This window comes from Rhizobium sp. GW821-FHT14E12 (assembly GCF_058803745.1).
This window is the reverse complement of the sequence record NZ_JBXAPH010000004.1, coordinates 218,521-231,582: the sequence shown is the minus strand read 5'-3', so window position 1 is coordinate 231,582 and position 13,062 is coordinate 218,521. Positions and strand designations below refer to the sequence as shown.

At 60.8% G+C, this 13,062-nt stretch carries 16 protein-coding genes; 9 read left to right on the top strand and 7 right to left on the bottom strand.

What is annotated here, in order from left to right:
- Nucleotides 1–57: 57 nt before the first annotated feature.
- From AC1RO0_RS17975 to hemB, 4 genes are all read right to left on the bottom strand, one after another.
- A complete protein-coding gene (locus AC1RO0_RS17975; RefSeq protein WP_498594196.1) occupies nucleotides 58–939 on the bottom strand; it encodes a DMT family transporter in 882 nt (293 codons plus the stop codon).
- Nucleotides 940–1,716: an arginyltransferase gene (locus AC1RO0_RS17970; RefSeq protein WP_153366126.1), complete on the bottom strand. Its 777-nt coding sequence runs from the start codon at nucleotides 1,714–1,716 to the stop codon at nucleotides 940–942.
- Between the two features lie 192 nt (nucleotides 1,717–1,908).
- Complete coding sequence (locus tag AC1RO0_RS17965; RefSeq protein ID WP_007691495.1) at nucleotides 1,909–2,367, bottom strand: RDD family protein; 459 nt, start codon at nucleotides 2,365–2,367, stop codon at nucleotides 1,909–1,911.
- A 77-nt stretch (nucleotides 2,368–2,444) separates the two neighbouring features.
- On the bottom strand, nucleotides 2,445–3,458 hold the full coding sequence (gene hemB / locus AC1RO0_RS17960; protein WP_498594195.1) for a porphobilinogen synthase: 1,014 nt from the start codon (nucleotides 3,456–3,458) through the stop codon (nucleotides 2,445–2,447).
- Between the two features lie 145 nt (nucleotides 3,459–3,603).
- On the opposite strand from hemB, the gene AC1RO0_RS17955 reads away from it, so the two are divergent.
- The 7 genes from AC1RO0_RS17955 (at nucleotide 3,604) to AC1RO0_RS17925 (ending at nucleotide 10,219) form a co-directional block, all read left to right on the top strand.
- The gene (locus AC1RO0_RS17955) at nucleotides 3,604–4,041 is read left to right on the top strand and encodes a DUF6163 family protein (protein WP_037220664.1); all 438 of its coding nucleotides are present in this window, start codon (nucleotides 3,604–3,606) and stop codon (nucleotides 4,039–4,041) included.
- Between the two features lie 130 nt (nucleotides 4,042–4,171).
- The gene (gene ldtR, locus AC1RO0_RS17950) at nucleotides 4,172–4,687 is read left to right on the top strand and encodes a transcriptional regulator LdtR (RefSeq protein ID WP_034519488.1); all 516 of its coding nucleotides are present in this window, start codon (nucleotides 4,172–4,174) and stop codon (nucleotides 4,685–4,687) included.
- 523 nt (nucleotides 4,688–5,210) lie between these two features.
- Nucleotides 5,211–6,524: a L,D-transpeptidase family protein gene (locus AC1RO0_RS17945; protein WP_498594194.1), complete on the top strand. Its 1,314-nt coding sequence runs from the start codon at nucleotides 5,211–5,213 to the stop codon at nucleotides 6,522–6,524.
- A 178-nt stretch (nucleotides 6,525–6,702) separates the two neighbouring features.
- On the top strand, nucleotides 6,703–8,001 hold the full coding sequence (glyA, locus tag AC1RO0_RS17940) for a serine hydroxymethyltransferase (RefSeq protein WP_498594193.1): 1,299 nt from the start codon (nucleotides 6,703–6,705) through the stop codon (nucleotides 7,999–8,001).
- A gap of 9 nt (nucleotides 8,002–8,010) precedes the next feature.
- Nucleotides 8,011–8,487 (top strand): transcriptional regulator NrdR, encoded by a 477-nt coding sequence (nrdR, locus tag AC1RO0_RS17935; RefSeq protein ID WP_007692797.1) that lies wholly within the window; start codon nucleotides 8,011–8,013, stop codon nucleotides 8,485–8,487.
- Between the two features lie 2 nt (nucleotides 8,488–8,489).
- Entirely contained in the window at nucleotides 8,490–9,599 is a 1,110-nt protein-coding gene (gene ribD, locus AC1RO0_RS17930) for a bifunctional diaminohydroxyphosphoribosylaminopyrimidine deaminase/5-amino-6-(5-phosphoribosylamino)uracil reductase RibD (RefSeq protein WP_498594192.1), read from the top strand.
- Nucleotides 9,599–10,219: a riboflavin synthase gene (locus AC1RO0_RS17925; protein WP_498594191.1), complete on the top strand. Its 621-nt coding sequence runs from the start codon at nucleotides 9,599–9,601 to the stop codon at nucleotides 10,217–10,219. The genes ribD and AC1RO0_RS17925 overlap by 1 nt, the downstream gene beginning before the upstream one ends.
- A gap of 12 nt (nucleotides 10,220–10,231) precedes the next feature.
- On the opposite strand, the gene AC1RO0_RS17920 is transcribed toward AC1RO0_RS17925, so the two are convergent.
- The 3 genes from AC1RO0_RS17920 to AC1RO0_RS17910 are packed head-to-tail and all read right to left on the bottom strand — an operon-like array spanning nucleotide 10,232 to nucleotide 11,818.
- On the bottom strand, nucleotides 10,232–10,711 hold the full coding sequence (locus AC1RO0_RS17920; RefSeq protein WP_498594190.1) for a GNAT family N-acetyltransferase: 480 nt from the start codon (nucleotides 10,709–10,711) through the stop codon (nucleotides 10,232–10,234).
- Nucleotides 10,712–10,743: 32 nt separating this feature from the next.
- Entirely contained in the window at nucleotides 10,744–11,316 is a 573-nt protein-coding gene (locus AC1RO0_RS17915) for a GNAT family N-acetyltransferase (protein WP_498594189.1), read from the bottom strand.
- Between the two features lie 4 nt (nucleotides 11,317–11,320).
- Entirely contained in the window at nucleotides 11,321–11,818 is a 498-nt protein-coding gene (locus AC1RO0_RS17910) for a cupin domain-containing protein (RefSeq protein ID WP_498594188.1), read from the bottom strand.
- A gap of 199 nt (nucleotides 11,819–12,017) precedes the next feature.
- Here AC1RO0_RS17910 and ribH point away from each other — a divergent pair, with 199 nt between their 5' ends.
- Nucleotides 12,018–12,473 carry a 6,7-dimethyl-8-ribityllumazine synthase gene (gene ribH / locus AC1RO0_RS17905; RefSeq protein ID WP_498594187.1) on the top strand — a complete coding sequence of 152 codons (456 nt, stop codon included), beginning with the start codon at nucleotides 12,018–12,020 and terminating at the stop codon, nucleotides 12,471–12,473.
- 4 nt (nucleotides 12,474–12,477) lie between these two features.
- Nucleotides 12,478–12,960, top strand: coding sequence for a transcription antitermination factor NusB (gene nusB, locus AC1RO0_RS17900; protein ID WP_007692786.1), 483 nt, complete (start codon nucleotides 12,478–12,480; stop codon nucleotides 12,958–12,960).
- Nucleotides 12,961–13,062: the final 102 nt, after the last annotated feature.

Genomic DNA, 13,062 nt, shown 5'->3' with positions numbered 1-13,062 from the left:
CGATACTCCTAGTGTAATAACAAAGTTATAACACTAGGAAACCGCCGGCGCAACGCCTCACCCCGCCGCCACCGCTCTTGCCCTGACCCGCGCCTGCCACAGCGAATGCGCCGCTAACGCCACGATCAACACCAGTCCGCCGGCGAGCGTCATGTTGCTCGGTGCTTCGGCGAAGATCAGCCAGACCCAGATCGGCGCGAGGATCGTTTCCAGCAGGTAGAACATCGCCACTTCCGGCGCCGAGAGGAAACGTGTGCCGGTCGCGAGGCACCAGAAGGCCAGCGGCATCAGGATCCCGCCGTCGAGTAGGATCCAGCCGGGATGGTCGATGCTGAGGCCCGAGGGAACGATGTGATAGAGGGCGACCGCGGCCGGAATGACGGCGGAGAGCAGCGAGGCAAAGCCCATGTCCCGGCGCGAGGCGCGGCCGATGGTAATAGCGCAGGCAATGGCGAAGGACGCGAAAACCGAGAGCGCGTCGCCGAGGATATGGCCGCTTTCCATGCCATCTCGCACGATCAGCCCGACGCCGAAGATCATGGTGATCATGGTGAGGATGGTGGAAAAGGCAGGGCGCTCCTTGAGGAAGATCCAGGAGAGGAGTGCCGCGAACATCGGATTGAGGGCGATGATGAAGACGACATTCGCCGCCGTCGTGTAATAGACGGCAAGCACAAAGGCGATGGTCGTCAGGCCGTAGAGCAGGGCGACGGGAAGTCCGGCCCAGCCCGGCAGGACACTGCGCAGGGAGCCGGTGAGGCGGCGAATGACGACAAGTGCGAGAAGCGACACGATGACGGTCGCGACGCTGCGCGCCGACAGCACCGACCAGGCGTCGCCGCTCGAAAGCCGGATCAACGGAATATCCACCGACATCGCGAGACCGCCGATCGTGCTCAGCAGCAGGCCTTTCCTGTGATCGGAGAGATGCGAGGCCATTCAGCGGGAGTGATCTTCACCGGCATCCGCGGGATCGAAGCGCTCCCAGCCGCGCGGCGTCAGATGCTCCTGCGGCTGGAACCGGGTCTTATAGTCCATCTTGCGCGAGCCCTTGACCCAATAGCCGAGATAGACGTGCGGCAGGCCGAGCGCCTTGGTCCGCCTGATATGATCGAGGATCATGAAGGTCCCGAGTGAGCGATCCTGTTGATCGGGATTGAAATAGGAATAGACCATCGACAGCCCGTCGCTCATCACGTCGGTCAAGGCGGCTGCCAGCAGTTCGCCCTTCGGCCTCTGCTCCAGTCCCGAGCCTTCCTCGCGCCGGCGATATTCGATGATGCGGGTGTTAACGTGGGTGTCTTCGACCATGATCGCATAATCGAGCACGGTCATGTCGGACATGCCGCCCTGTTGATGGCGATAATCGAGATAGCGGCGGAAGAGGGAATATTGCTCGCTGGACGGCTGGGCCGGGAATTCGGTGGCGATGATGTCGCTGTTTGTCGACTGCACACGCTTCATCGAGCGGCTGGGCTCGAACTCCTGGGCGAGAATGCGGACGGAGATGCAGGCGCGGCAGGCTTCGCAGGCGGGGCGGTAGGCGATGTTCTGCGAGCGGCGGAAACCACCCTGGGTCAGAATATCGTTCATCTCCGCCGCGCGCGGGCCGACGAGATGGGTGAAGACCTTGCGCTCCATCTCACGCGGCAGGTACGGGCAGGCTGCCGGTGCCGTCAGATAAAACTGCGGAGATGGCGTCGACTGCGTATTCATCTGCCGCTGGTTGACCTTTCATCCGGCATTCGACATCGCACAAGCATGGCCCAAGTTTGGAAAACGTCAACCATGTCCTTCATGTGAGATCACAGTTTCCTGCCCTGTTTTGATGCAAAATGCCTTTCGATGCACAATAAACGGCCCGGATAACCGGGCCGCGAGTATATCTAAGGTGGATATCGCCCTGTTCTACGCTGTCTTGACGATAACCGTGCCGAGCAACAGGTCATGAATCAGGCGGCTGCGTTCGATGAACAGGCCTGCCAGCAGGATCAGCGGCGTCAGGACGGAATTGAGGATCCAGAACAGCGCCAGATGCACGATGGCGGTCAGGAAATCCATACGCCGGCCATCGACCCGCACCATGGCGATGCCCACGGCGCGCATGCCGAGCGAGGCCTGGTGCGGTCCGCCGAGCGTCCAGCCGAAATAGAGGCCGGCCACGAGGATGAAGAGGACTGGGTAGAGGAAGAAGCCGAGCCCGAGCGTCAGGACCGATACGAAAAACAGAACGACGGCCGCCGGGATGCAGAGCAGGGCGACGATGACGTAGTCGATGATGAACGCGAAGATGCGCCGGCTCAGCACGCCACTATAGGCGCGCCAGTCGTCCGGTGCTGCATAAAGAGGGCTGGGATTGGAGCTCATTGTCTTCTTCCTTAGAGAAACATTCGCGGAACATATGGTGTGAGGTTCGGCAAATGCAATAAGTCTGTGGTGAGCAATCACCTCTTTGCCAGAAGCTTCGCCACATCCATGGCGAAATAGGTGAGGATGCCGTCGCAGCCGGCGCGCTTGAAGGCGAGCAGCGTTTCCAGCATCACCCGCTCGCCGTCGATCCAGCCATTGGCGGCGGCGGCCTTGATCATCGAATACTCGCCGGAGACCTGATAGGCGAAGGTTGGAAGGCCGAATGCCTCCTTCAGACGCCAGCAGATGTCGATATAGGGCAGACCGGGCTTGACCATCAGCATGTCGGCGCCTTCCTCGACGTCGAGGGCGGCGTCGCGAATGGCCTCGGTGCCGTTCGCCGGGTCGATATAATAGGTCTTCTTGTCGCCCTTCAGCAGACCGCCGGTCGAGATGGCCTCGCGGTAGGGGCCGTAGAAGGCCGAGCTGAACTTGGTGGCGTAGCTCATGATGCCGACACCCTGGTGGCCAGCAGCGTCGAGCGCCTGGCGGATGGCGCCGATGCGTCCGTCCATCATTTCCGACGGCGCGATGATGTCGGCGCCGGCATCGGCCTGGTAGACCGCGGCGCGCATCACCTGCTCGACCGTCTCGTCGTTGACGATTTCGTTGCCGCGCAGAATGCCGTCATGGCCGTGGCTGGTGAAGGGATCGAGCGCGACGTCGGTGATAACGCCGATGTTCGGCACGGCCTTCTTAATGGCGGCGGTGGCGAGATTGATGAGATTATTCTTTTCCAGGCTGTTCGAGCCGGTCGCGTCGCGCAGTTCCATTTCGATATTCGGGAAGGTGGCGAGCGCCGGGATGCCGAGATCGGCGGCTTCCTTTGCCGCCTCCACGGCCTTGTCGACCGTCATGCGGTTGACGCCGGGCATGGCCGGGATCGGCTCGACGATGCCGCTGCCGGGAATGATGAAGATCGGCCAGATCAGGTCGTCGACGGTCAGGCGGTTTTCCTGCACCAGGCGACGCGTCCAGGCGGCCTTGCGGTTGCGCCGCATCCGCCGATGCCCGGTTATCTCGTCAACAAGATGCGTCTTGTCCTGCATGGTCCCGCCGTCCTCTTTGGTCTATCTAAAGCCTTAATATACAGGCAGCGTACCTATCACGCTGTCCCCAGGATTCAAAACCAGGCGAAAGGCCGCAGCCATTATAACTCTGGCGAGCCCGAGGCCTCCTACGTATTGTTCGCGCATGGAACCTGATTCTTCCGCCATACCCAAGAGCACGCTGACGGACATCCTGTTCGTCGTGTTCCTGCGGCTGATCGCCATCGCCTGTTTCTGGCTCGGCCTGCAATATTGGTCGATGCTGGTCGGCTATTCGCTGGCGGGCCAGGCCCGGTTCGATCTGCTCAATCTGCCCTGGAAAGTGGCGAGCGCCGGCTTGGCCGTCGTCTTCCCCGTTGCGGCGCTCGGCCTGTGGCTGACGGTCTCCTGGGGGCCGGTCATCTGGGTGCTGGCCGCGGGCGGCCAGGCGCTGATGTATGGCCTCTGGCCGCAGATCTTCGGCTCCAATTTATTGATCGTAATCCTGCATGCCTGCGTGGCCGTTCTCTACTGTGCTTTCCGCATTTTGTTATGGCTGGAAAAGCGCCGGCGCCAGCAGCAGGTAATGGTTGATTTACCCTGAGACACTAACCCGTCGTGGTAAGGTGCTGTTAAGCTTGCAGTTTAAGTAGAATTTTATGTGTATTCGATAGGGTCTCACTCAAGGCGGGAAGAAAACGACACCGCCAAACAAACAGTGAGGCCAAGTCATGATGAACACGAAAATCAAGCCGCAGGCAGTTGCAACCGCTCGGGACCAGCAGGTCGAGGACATCCGTGGTCTGTACATGGAATCCCTCCACCTGGTGGAGCGTCTTCACCGCCGTCTCCTCGATGTGATCAAGGATGAGTTCGACCGCCAGGGTCGCGACGACGTCAACGCCGTCCAGGCGCTGCTCCTCTTCAACATCGGTAATTCCGAGCTGACCGCCGGCGAGCTGCGCTCGCGTGGCTTCTACCTCGGCTCCAACGTTTCCTACAACGTCAAGAAGCTGGTCGACCTCGGCTTCATCAACCACCAGCGCTCGCGCATCGACCGTCGCTCGGTCCGCATCAGCCTGACCGAGAGCGGCCAGGACATCGCCGAAACCGTCGCCAAGCTCTACGACCGCCATATCGGCTCGATCGACAAGGTCGGTGGCATCGGCACCGACGAGTTCACCCAGATGAACAAGCTCCTGCAGCGCCTCGACCGCTTCTGGAACGACCAGATCCTGTATCGCCTGTAAGCAATGTCAGCGGATTGACCGCAAGACTCTCCAGTCAAAACAAGCCGGATGCGTTCCCTGCGCGTCCGGCTGTGTTTGTTCAAGGGGAGGGATATGTGCCCCGTTCTGTGGGCTTTTTGCCACGTCCCGTCGCGACCTTACGGGAGTAGCGTCGTCCGCGACCTTTGCACCATTGACGCCGGATCAACAGGCGCTATTAACCGCGCTCATCTAGTGGTATTTTAGCAAGTGCAACATGGCATTTCTTCCGATCCGGCAGACGAAGGCAAGTTTCATGCCGGGCGACACGAATCGGCCATATTGCTATGACAGCGGAAACGAACGGCAAGCTGCGCTTCAAGTCTTGATCTTCATGCCTGAGCGCTTTGGGCTCGCAATATTGTGACGGTCCGTGACGAAGTTTTTGTGGTGCTTTGAGGCAACGGATTGATACTGAGCTGCACGACTTGGCGCGAGCCGGGGTATTTGCTGCTTCCTCTCTTGGCTGCGGATGGAATTGATCGCAGCGTCGAACGGTAGGGATATGTCGAAGAAAAACGGAATTGAACCTTTCTCGCGCCGCTCCTTCCTGCGGTCTGCGGCAACTTTTGGCGTGGCTGCCCTGGCGGCTCCTGCTCTTGCACAGCAGGATCAGACGCCTCTCGACGCGCTGATCAACAACCGCGCCCGTGGCAACTGGGATGACCAGTTCGACGCAAAGGCCGCGGCACGCACGGCCGCCGCCGTCCAGTCGAACACGCCGATCCTCGGGCCTGATTCCGTCCCGAACATCCAACAGGCGATTGCCCAGTATCAGAACATCGCAGCCAATGGCGGCTGGCCGCAGATTACCCCCGGCGATCAGAAATTGCAGCTTGGCGTCACCGACGGCGCCGTTCAGGCGCTGCGCCAACATCTGATGATAACGGGCGACCTGCCGAGAGAAGCCGGCATTTCCTCCGCCTTCGACTCCTATGTCGATGGCGCCGTGAAGCGCTTCCAGGCCCGCCACGGCCTGCCGCCGGATGGTGTCATCGGCGACTTCACGCTGAAGGCAATGAACATCCCTGCCAATCTCCGCCTGCAGCAGCTGAACACCAACCTCGTTCGCTTGCAGACCTTCCCGGCCGATTTGGGCCGTCGTCACGTCATGGTCAATATTCCGGCGACCCGTGTCGAAGCCGTAGAGGACGGTCAAGTCGCGCTGCGTCACGAGGCAATCGTCGGCCGGGAATCGCGACCGACGCACCTTATCAACTCAAAGATCTACGAGGTCATCCTCAACCCATACTGGACGGCGCCGCGCTCCATCATCATCAAGGACATCATGCCGCTGATGCGGAAGGATCCGACCTACTTGACGAAGAACAACATCCGCCTTCTCGACGGCAAGGGCCAGGAAGTTGCGCCTGAGACGATCGACTGGAATTCGGACAAGGCTCCGAACCTGATGTTCCGTCAGGATCCGGGCAAGACCAACGCCATGGCGTCCACGAAGATCAACTTCTATAATCCCAACAACGAATATATGCACGACACGCCTGAACAGGGCCTGTTCAACAAGCTGATGCGTTTCGACAGCTCGGGCTGTGTGCGCGTTCAGAACGTGCGCGACCTGGCGACCTGGCTGTTGACCGACACACCGGGCTGGCCGCGTCAGCACATCGAGCAGGTCATCTCCACGCGCGTCAACACACCGATTAAGCTGGCCACGGAAGTGCCGGTCTATTTCGTCTATATCTCCGCCTGGAGCGCTGCCGACGGCATCGTCCAGTTCCGCGACGATATCTATAATCTCGACGGCAACTCCCAGCTCGCGCTCGACACGACGCAGGGCATGGAGCAGCCGGTTCAATAATCGGCGTTGCTTTGAGGAAATTTGTGAAAAGCCGCGTCTTCGGATGCGGCTTTTTCGTTTGCGAGAGGTGCTCATCGTAGAATGCCCAGCAAATGTCGCTGATCGTATTGCCCTCGGGCAACCCTGACGCTAATACCGTGTCTCCATTGCCGTTCCGGCCTGTTCAGGAGCTTCCACCATGACCACCGCTTCCACCGAACCTTTCTTCAATCGCTCGCTCGCCGATACCGATCCGGAAATCTTTGGCGCAATCGGCAAGGAATTGGGTCGCCAGCGGCACGAGATCGAATTGATCGCCTCGGAAAACATCGTTTCTCGCGCCGTGCTGGAAGCGCAGGGCTCGATCATGACGAACAAATATGCCGAGGGCTATCCGGGCAAGCGCTATTACGGCGGCTGCCAGTACGTCGATATCGCCGAAGAGCTCGCCATCGAGCGCGCCAAGAAGCTGTTCGGTGTCAACTTCGCCAACGTCCAGCCGAACTCCGGTTCGCAGATGAACCAGGCCGTGTTCCTGGCGCTGCTGCAGCCGGGCGACACCTTCATGGGTCTTGACCTCAATTCGGGTGGCCACCTGACGCATGGTTCGCCGGTCAACATGTCCGGCAAGTGGTTCAACGTCGTATCCTACGGCGTGCGTGAAGGCGACAACCTGCTCGACATGGAAGCGGTTCAGCGCAAGGCCGAAGAAACCAAGCCGAAGCTGATCATCGCCGGCGGCACCGCCTATTCCCGTATCTGGGACTGGAAGCGCTTCCGCGAGATCGCCGACAGCGTCGGCGCCTATCTGATGGTCGACATGGCGCACATCGCCGGTCTCGTCGCCGGTGGCCAGCATCCGTCGCCGTTCCCGCATTGCCACGTCGCGACCACCACGACCCACAAGTCGCTGCGCGGCCCGCGCGGCGGCATGATCCTCACCAATGACGAGGATCTGGCGAAGAAGTTCAACTCGGCCGTCTTCCCGGGCCTTCAGGGCGGCCCGCTGATGCACGTCATCGCCGCCAAGGCCGTGGCGCTCGGCGAAGCATTGCAGCCGGAATTCCAGGACTATGCCGCGCAGATCGTCAAGAACGCCAAGGCGCTCTCCGAAACGCTGATCTCCGGCGGCGTCGACGTCGTCTCCGGCGGTACCGACAACCATCTGATGCTGGTCGACCTGCGCAAGAAGAACGCCACCGGCAAGCGCGCCGAGGCTGCTCTTGGCCGCGCCTATGTCACTTGCAACAAGAACGGTATCCCGTTCGACCCGGAAAAGCCCTTCGTCACTTCCGGCGTCCGTCTCGGCACCCCGGCCGGCACGACCCGCGGCTTCAAGGAAGCTGAATTCCGCGAGATCGGCAATCTCATCATCGAAGTGCTGGATGGCCTGAAGGTCGCCAACTCCGATGAAGGCAATGCCGCTGTCGAGGCTGCCGTGCGCGAGAAGGTGGTCAAGCTCACCGATCGCTTCCCGATGTACGGCTACATGGGCTGAGGAGAGCGAATGCGCTGCCCCTATTGCGGTTCGGAAGATACCCAGGTCAAGGATTCGCGGCCGGCGGAGGATAATACCTCCATTCGCCGGCGGCGGATCTGTCCGGATTGCGGCGGCCGTTTCACGACCTTCGAGCGTGTGCAGTTGCGCGAGCTGATGGTCATCAAGAAGACAGGCCGCAAGGTGCTTTTCGACCGTGACAAGCTGGTGCGGTCTTTCGAGATCGCGCTGCGCAAGCGCCCGGTCGACCGGGATCGGATCGAGCGCGCCGTCTCCGGCATCGTCCGCCGGCTTGAAAGCTCAGGCGAGACGGAAATCAGCTCGGAACAGATCGGCTTGCAGGTGCTGGAAGCGCTGAAGAGCCTCGATGATGTCGCCTTCGTGCGCTATGCTTCCGTCTACCGCGATTTTTCGCATGCGGAGGATTTCGAGAACGTGATCACCGAGATCAACGCCAAGATCGCCCGCGATCCGCTGGACCCCTGACCATGGCGACGCGGCCTGACGACGAGCGTTTCATGGCCGCGGCGATCCGCCTGTCGCGCTGGCATCTGGGGCTTACCTCCACCAATCCCTCCGTCGGCTGCGTGATCGTCAAGGACGGCGCCGTTATCGGCCGCGGCGTTACCGCGGTTGGAGGCCGGCCGCATGCCGAGACGCAGGCGCTGGCCGACGCCGGCGAGGCGGCGAGGGGAGCCACGGCCTATGTCACCCTCGAACCCTGTTCCCATTACGGCAAGACACCGCCATGCTCCGAGGCGCTCATCGCCTATGGCGTCGCCCGTGTCGTCATCAGCGTCACTGATCCCGATCAGCGCGTTTCCGGACGCGGCATCGCCATGCTGCGGGATGCGGGGATTGAGGTCGATATCGGCATTCTCGAGGAAGAGGGCAGGCGTGCGCTCGCCGGCTATCTCATGCGCCAGACGAGAAACCGGCCCTATGTGACTCTCAAGCTTGCCGTTTCCGCAGACGGGATGATCGGCAAGGCCGGTACAGGGCAGGTACGTATCACCGGCGATGTCGCCCGCGCTCAGGTGCAAGTCCTGCGCGCCGAAAGCGATGCCATCCTGGTCGGCATCGGCACGGCCATCGCCGACGATCCGGAATTGACCTGCCGCCTGCCGGGCTTGGAAGAACGAACGCCGCTGCGCATTGTCATCGATGAGCAACTCCAGCTTCCGCTCGGTGGCAAGCTCGTCAAGACGGCGCGGCAATATCCGGTCATCGCCGTTGCCGGTCATCCGCCACCCTTCGATGAAAATACCGACAAGGCCTTCATGGGGCGCCGCGCCGCGCTGGACGCCGCCGGCGTCGAGGTGCTGCAATCCAATTCCAGCGAACTGGGTGAATTGCTGGAAGCGCTCGGTACGCGTGGCATCTCCTCTCTTTTCGTCGAGGGCGGCGCAAGGGTAGCGCAACGTTTTCTCGATTCCGATCTGGTCGACCGTATCCTTCTGTTCCAGGGGCCGGATGTGATCGGCGAGGGCGGTATTGAATCGCCGGTTACGAAGACCAATATCCCACCCAGTTTCAGACATATCCGCGCGAGCCAGTTTGGCGATGATCGCTGCGACGAATTTGAAAGAGGTTTTTGATGTTTACCGGAATTGTCACCGATATCGGCACGGTCGAATCCGTCTCCCCTCTCAAGGAAGGCATCAAGCTGCGTGTTGCCACCAGTTACGACCCGGCGACGATCGACATGGGCGCCTCGATCTCCCATTCCGGCATCTGCCTGACGGTGACCGGTCTGCCGGAAGCGGGCAGCAATGGGCGCTGGTTCGAGGTGGAAGCCTGGGAGGAAGCCCTGCGGCTGACCACCATCGGCAAGTGGCAGGCCGGCAGCAACATCAACCTCGAACGCTCGCTGAAGATCGGCGATGAGCTCGGTGGCCATATTGTCTCCGGCCATGTCGACGGCAAGGCGGAAATCCTTTCGGTGACGGAGGAGGGCGACGCCACCCGCTATCGCCTGCGCGCGCCAGAACATCTTGCCAAGTTCGTCGCGCCCAAGGGTTCGATTGCCCTCGACGGCACGTCGCTGACGGTCAATGCCGTCGACGGCACCGATTTCGACGTGCTCCTGATCCGCCACACGCTGGAAGTCACCACCTGGGGCGAGCGCAAGGCCGGCGATTTCGTCAATTTCGAAGTCGACACCATGGCCCGCTATGCTGCACGGCTGGCGGAATTCCCGGCTGTCCGGGAAGGCTGACCTTCGACCCAATCAGGCGAGCATCTTTTCCATGCGAAAGTTTGGAAGGGTCTGCCCGCGCTTTTCCACGGTTTGAGCGGCGAGGACAATAAATCCCTTTCGTTCGAAGAAGGGTCTGGCGGTAAGGCTGGCCTCGGTGAAAATCCGCCGGTGCCCCTGATGGTGGGCCGCGGCTTCCACGGTTTTTAAAAGCAGGCTGGCGACGCCCTTGCCCTGATGGTCTGGGTAGACAAACATCATGTCCAGGTAGCCGTCCGCCTTCAGATCGGCAAATCCAACGGGCTGCATCGCGCAGATCGCCAGCCAGGTCGGCCTGCTGGCACGCCACTGCGCCCAGACTTTGGGATCATCGACCTTTGCCCAGGCATCGATCTGCGCGGGACTGTAATCCCTCGACGCGACCTCCCGAATTGCTCGCAGGAAAATGTCGATGGTCGCGCTAGCGTCCGTAGCGTCATATTCCCTGATGCCGATGTCATCTGGTGAATTCATGGGCATCGACCCCTTCGACGGTCGCGGTCGCTTTATTTCCATCGCTCGAGCATGACGTTTGTTCCACCCTTGTAGACGGTCTCGCCGATCCGGCGGAAACCGATCTTTTCGGCGACCCGCAGCGATGGCGTGTTTTCAGGGTCGATGATGCAGGTCATGCGCCGATCCGCGAAAGTCCCGTCGGCCCATGCGATTGCCGCCCGAATGGCTTCCGTTGCGTAGCCTTTGCCTTGTAACGGCGGCGAGATGGCCCAGCCTGTCTCCAGGGTGCCCTCCGTCGTCGGATTCATATCGCGATGGGAGTCCAAAAAGCCGGCCTCGCCGACGAAGCGGCCACTGCCACGCTCCTCGATGGCGAAGAAACCGAAGCCCAGATGATGCCACATGCCGGTATAGCGCAGGAAACGCGCCCATGTCTGCTCGCGTGATGGCGGTTCACCGCCGACGAAGCGCATCAGGTCGTTCTGTTTCCAGAAATCGGCATAATCCTCGAACTCCTCCAACCGGTGGGCGCGCAGGATTAGCCGCTCTGTCGTCAAGGTGGGAATGGTGGTCATGGCGGGGGCGATTTCCTTCCTTTCGGGCATTGCAGAATTCATGCTCATCTTTTCACGCTCCCGGCTCGCCATCCCAATAGTCCACGGGCGTGCCGTCGCGACCGATAAAGCGGAACCGTGTCTCGTCGGCCCGGTTGGTCTTTGCCAGGAACTTGCCGGAATCGGGATATTCGACGATCTCCGTCTGCGCCTTGGTCGAGATGGCAAGATAGATCAGCACGCCCGGACCGGTGTTGATAAGCTGGTGAGCGGTTTCCTGGCCGCCGGCCGGAGCCCCCAGCACATCGCCTTTTGCAACGGCAAAGCGTTCATTGCCGAAACGATATTCGCCTTCGCCGTCGATGATGACGAAAAGCTCTTCCTCGACATGATGATTGTGAAACGGACAGCCTGATTTGCCTGATGGTACTTCGTTGTAGCTGATGCCGAGATCCTTGAGGCCGAGCAGCGCGCCGAAAGAGGCGTCACTACCGGCAAAAAAATCTCCCTGCTGCCAATGGTCGAGCTGAAGCTCGCCAATATTGACGGCGCGTCTGGTCTTCTTTGTCATGAGGCCCTCCCTTGCCGGTCGCGAATTATTATCGGAGCGAGTGCGGCGGCGGAAGATGCAATTTCCAGCAAGGCCCGATCTTCCCCAAATCCCGATCAGAATCGGGGCGGATAGCCGAAAAACACTTGCCAAGCGCGGCCCGCCGTGGTTTGACCCGCCGTTATCGGTGCTGCCCGCCCTCTCATTCCGCAGGTGACGTATGTCCAGCTCTACCAATGCCCACATCCTGATCGTGGAAGCCCGCTTCTACGATGATATGGCTGACGCCCTTCTCGATGGCGCCAAGGCCGCGCTTGAAGAAGCCGGAGCGACCTATGACATCGTCACCGTGCCCGGCGCGCTGGAGATTCCGGCTGCCATCGCCATGGCGCTCGACGGCGCCGACAACGGCGGCACGGAATATCAGGGCTATGTCGCCCTCGGCATGGTCATTCGCGGCGAGACCTATCATTTCGATATCGTCGCCAACGAATCCTCGCGCGCGCTCATGGATCTCGCCGTTTGCGAATCCCTGGCGATCGGCAACGGGATCCTGACCGTCGAGAACGATGACCAGGCCTGGGCGCGCGCGCGCCGTTCGGACAAGGATAAGGGCGGCTTTGCCGCTCGCGCAGCGCTGACGATGATCGCGCTGAAACAAAAGTTGGGTGCATAAGTTCATGAGCAATCAGGATAACGAGCGACCGGCAAAGACCGCGAACCAGCGCGGGGCAGCCCGCCTTGCCGCCGTTCAGGCGCTCTATCAGATGGATATCGGCGGAACCGGCGTGCTGGAGGTGGTGGCCGAATATGAGGCGCATCGTCTCGGGCAGGAGCTGGATGGCGACACCTATCTGAAGGCCGACGCATCCTGGTTTCGCTCCATCGTCTCTGGCGTCGTGCGCGAGCAGACCCGCCTCGATCCGCTGATTGGTTCCGCGCTTCAGGACGACTGGGCGCTGTCGCGTCTCGACAGCACCGTGCGCGCCATCCTGCGCGCCGGCACATTCGAGATTCTTGACCGCAAGGATGTCCCCGTCGCGGTCATCGTTACCGAATATGTCGAGATCGCCCACGCCTTCTTTGATGATGATGAGCCTAAGCTCGTCAACGCCGTGCTCGATCGAATCGCGAAGCAAGTTCGCGGCGAAGCCAAGAAATAAGCAGCGATGCCGGCGCCGTTGATGGCGCCGTCTACTTTCGTTTGCTTCGTTCGCGCCTGATTTCAGCTACGAATGTTCTTTTGAACCGCCATCGGGTGTTTT

What these genes read in the sequence shown, in the direction of transcription:
- AC1RO0_RS17975 (WP_498594196.1), bottom strand. Translation starts at nt 939, where the DNA reads ATGGCCTCGCATCTCTCCGATCACAGGAAAGGCCTGCTGCTGAGCACG.
- AC1RO0_RS17970 (WP_153366126.1), bottom strand. Translation starts at nt 1,716, where the DNA reads ATGAATACGCAGTCGACGCCATCTCCGCAGTTTTATCTGACGGCACCG.
- AC1RO0_RS17965 (WP_007691495.1), bottom strand. Translation starts at nt 2,367, where the DNA reads ATGAGCTCCAATCCCAGCCCTCTTTATGCAGCACCGGACGACTGGCGC.
- hemB (WP_498594195.1), bottom strand. Translation starts at nt 3,458, where the DNA reads ATGCAGGACAAGACGCATCTTGTTGACGAGATAACCGGGCATCGGCGG.
- AC1RO0_RS17955 (WP_037220664.1), top strand. Translation starts at nt 3,604, where the DNA reads ATGGAACCTGATTCTTCCGCCATACCCAAGAGCACGCTGACGGACATC.
- ldtR (WP_034519488.1), top strand. Translation starts at nt 4,172, where the DNA reads ATGAACACGAAAATCAAGCCGCAGGCAGTTGCAACCGCTCGGGACCAG.
- AC1RO0_RS17945 (WP_498594194.1), top strand. Translation starts at nt 5,211, where the DNA reads ATGTCGAAGAAAAACGGAATTGAACCTTTCTCGCGCCGCTCCTTCCTG.
- glyA (WP_498594193.1), top strand. Translation starts at nt 6,703, where the DNA reads ATGACCACCGCTTCCACCGAACCTTTCTTCAATCGCTCGCTCGCCGAT.
- nrdR (WP_007692797.1), top strand. Translation starts at nt 8,011, where the DNA reads ATGCGCTGCCCCTATTGCGGTTCGGAAGATACCCAGGTCAAGGATTCG.
- ribD (WP_498594192.1), top strand. Translation starts at nt 8,490, where the DNA reads ATGGCGACGCGGCCTGACGACGAGCGTTTCATGGCCGCGGCGATCCGC.
- AC1RO0_RS17925 (WP_498594191.1), top strand. Translation starts at nt 9,599, where the DNA reads ATGTTTACCGGAATTGTCACCGATATCGGCACGGTCGAATCCGTCTCC.
- AC1RO0_RS17920 (WP_498594190.1), bottom strand. Translation starts at nt 10,711, where the DNA reads ATGAATTCACCAGATGACATCGGCATCAGGGAATATGACGCTACGGAC.
- AC1RO0_RS17915 (WP_498594189.1), bottom strand. Translation starts at nt 11,316, where the DNA reads ATGAGCATGAATTCTGCAATGCCCGAAAGGAAGGAAATCGCCCCCGCC.
- AC1RO0_RS17910 (WP_498594188.1), bottom strand. Translation starts at nt 11,818, where the DNA reads ATGACAAAGAAGACCAGACGCGCCGTCAATATTGGCGAGCTTCAGCTC.
- ribH (WP_498594187.1), top strand. Translation starts at nt 12,018, where the DNA reads ATGTCCAGCTCTACCAATGCCCACATCCTGATCGTGGAAGCCCGCTTC.
- nusB (WP_007692786.1), top strand. Translation starts at nt 12,478, where the DNA reads ATGAGCAATCAGGATAACGAGCGACCGGCAAAGACCGCGAACCAGCGC.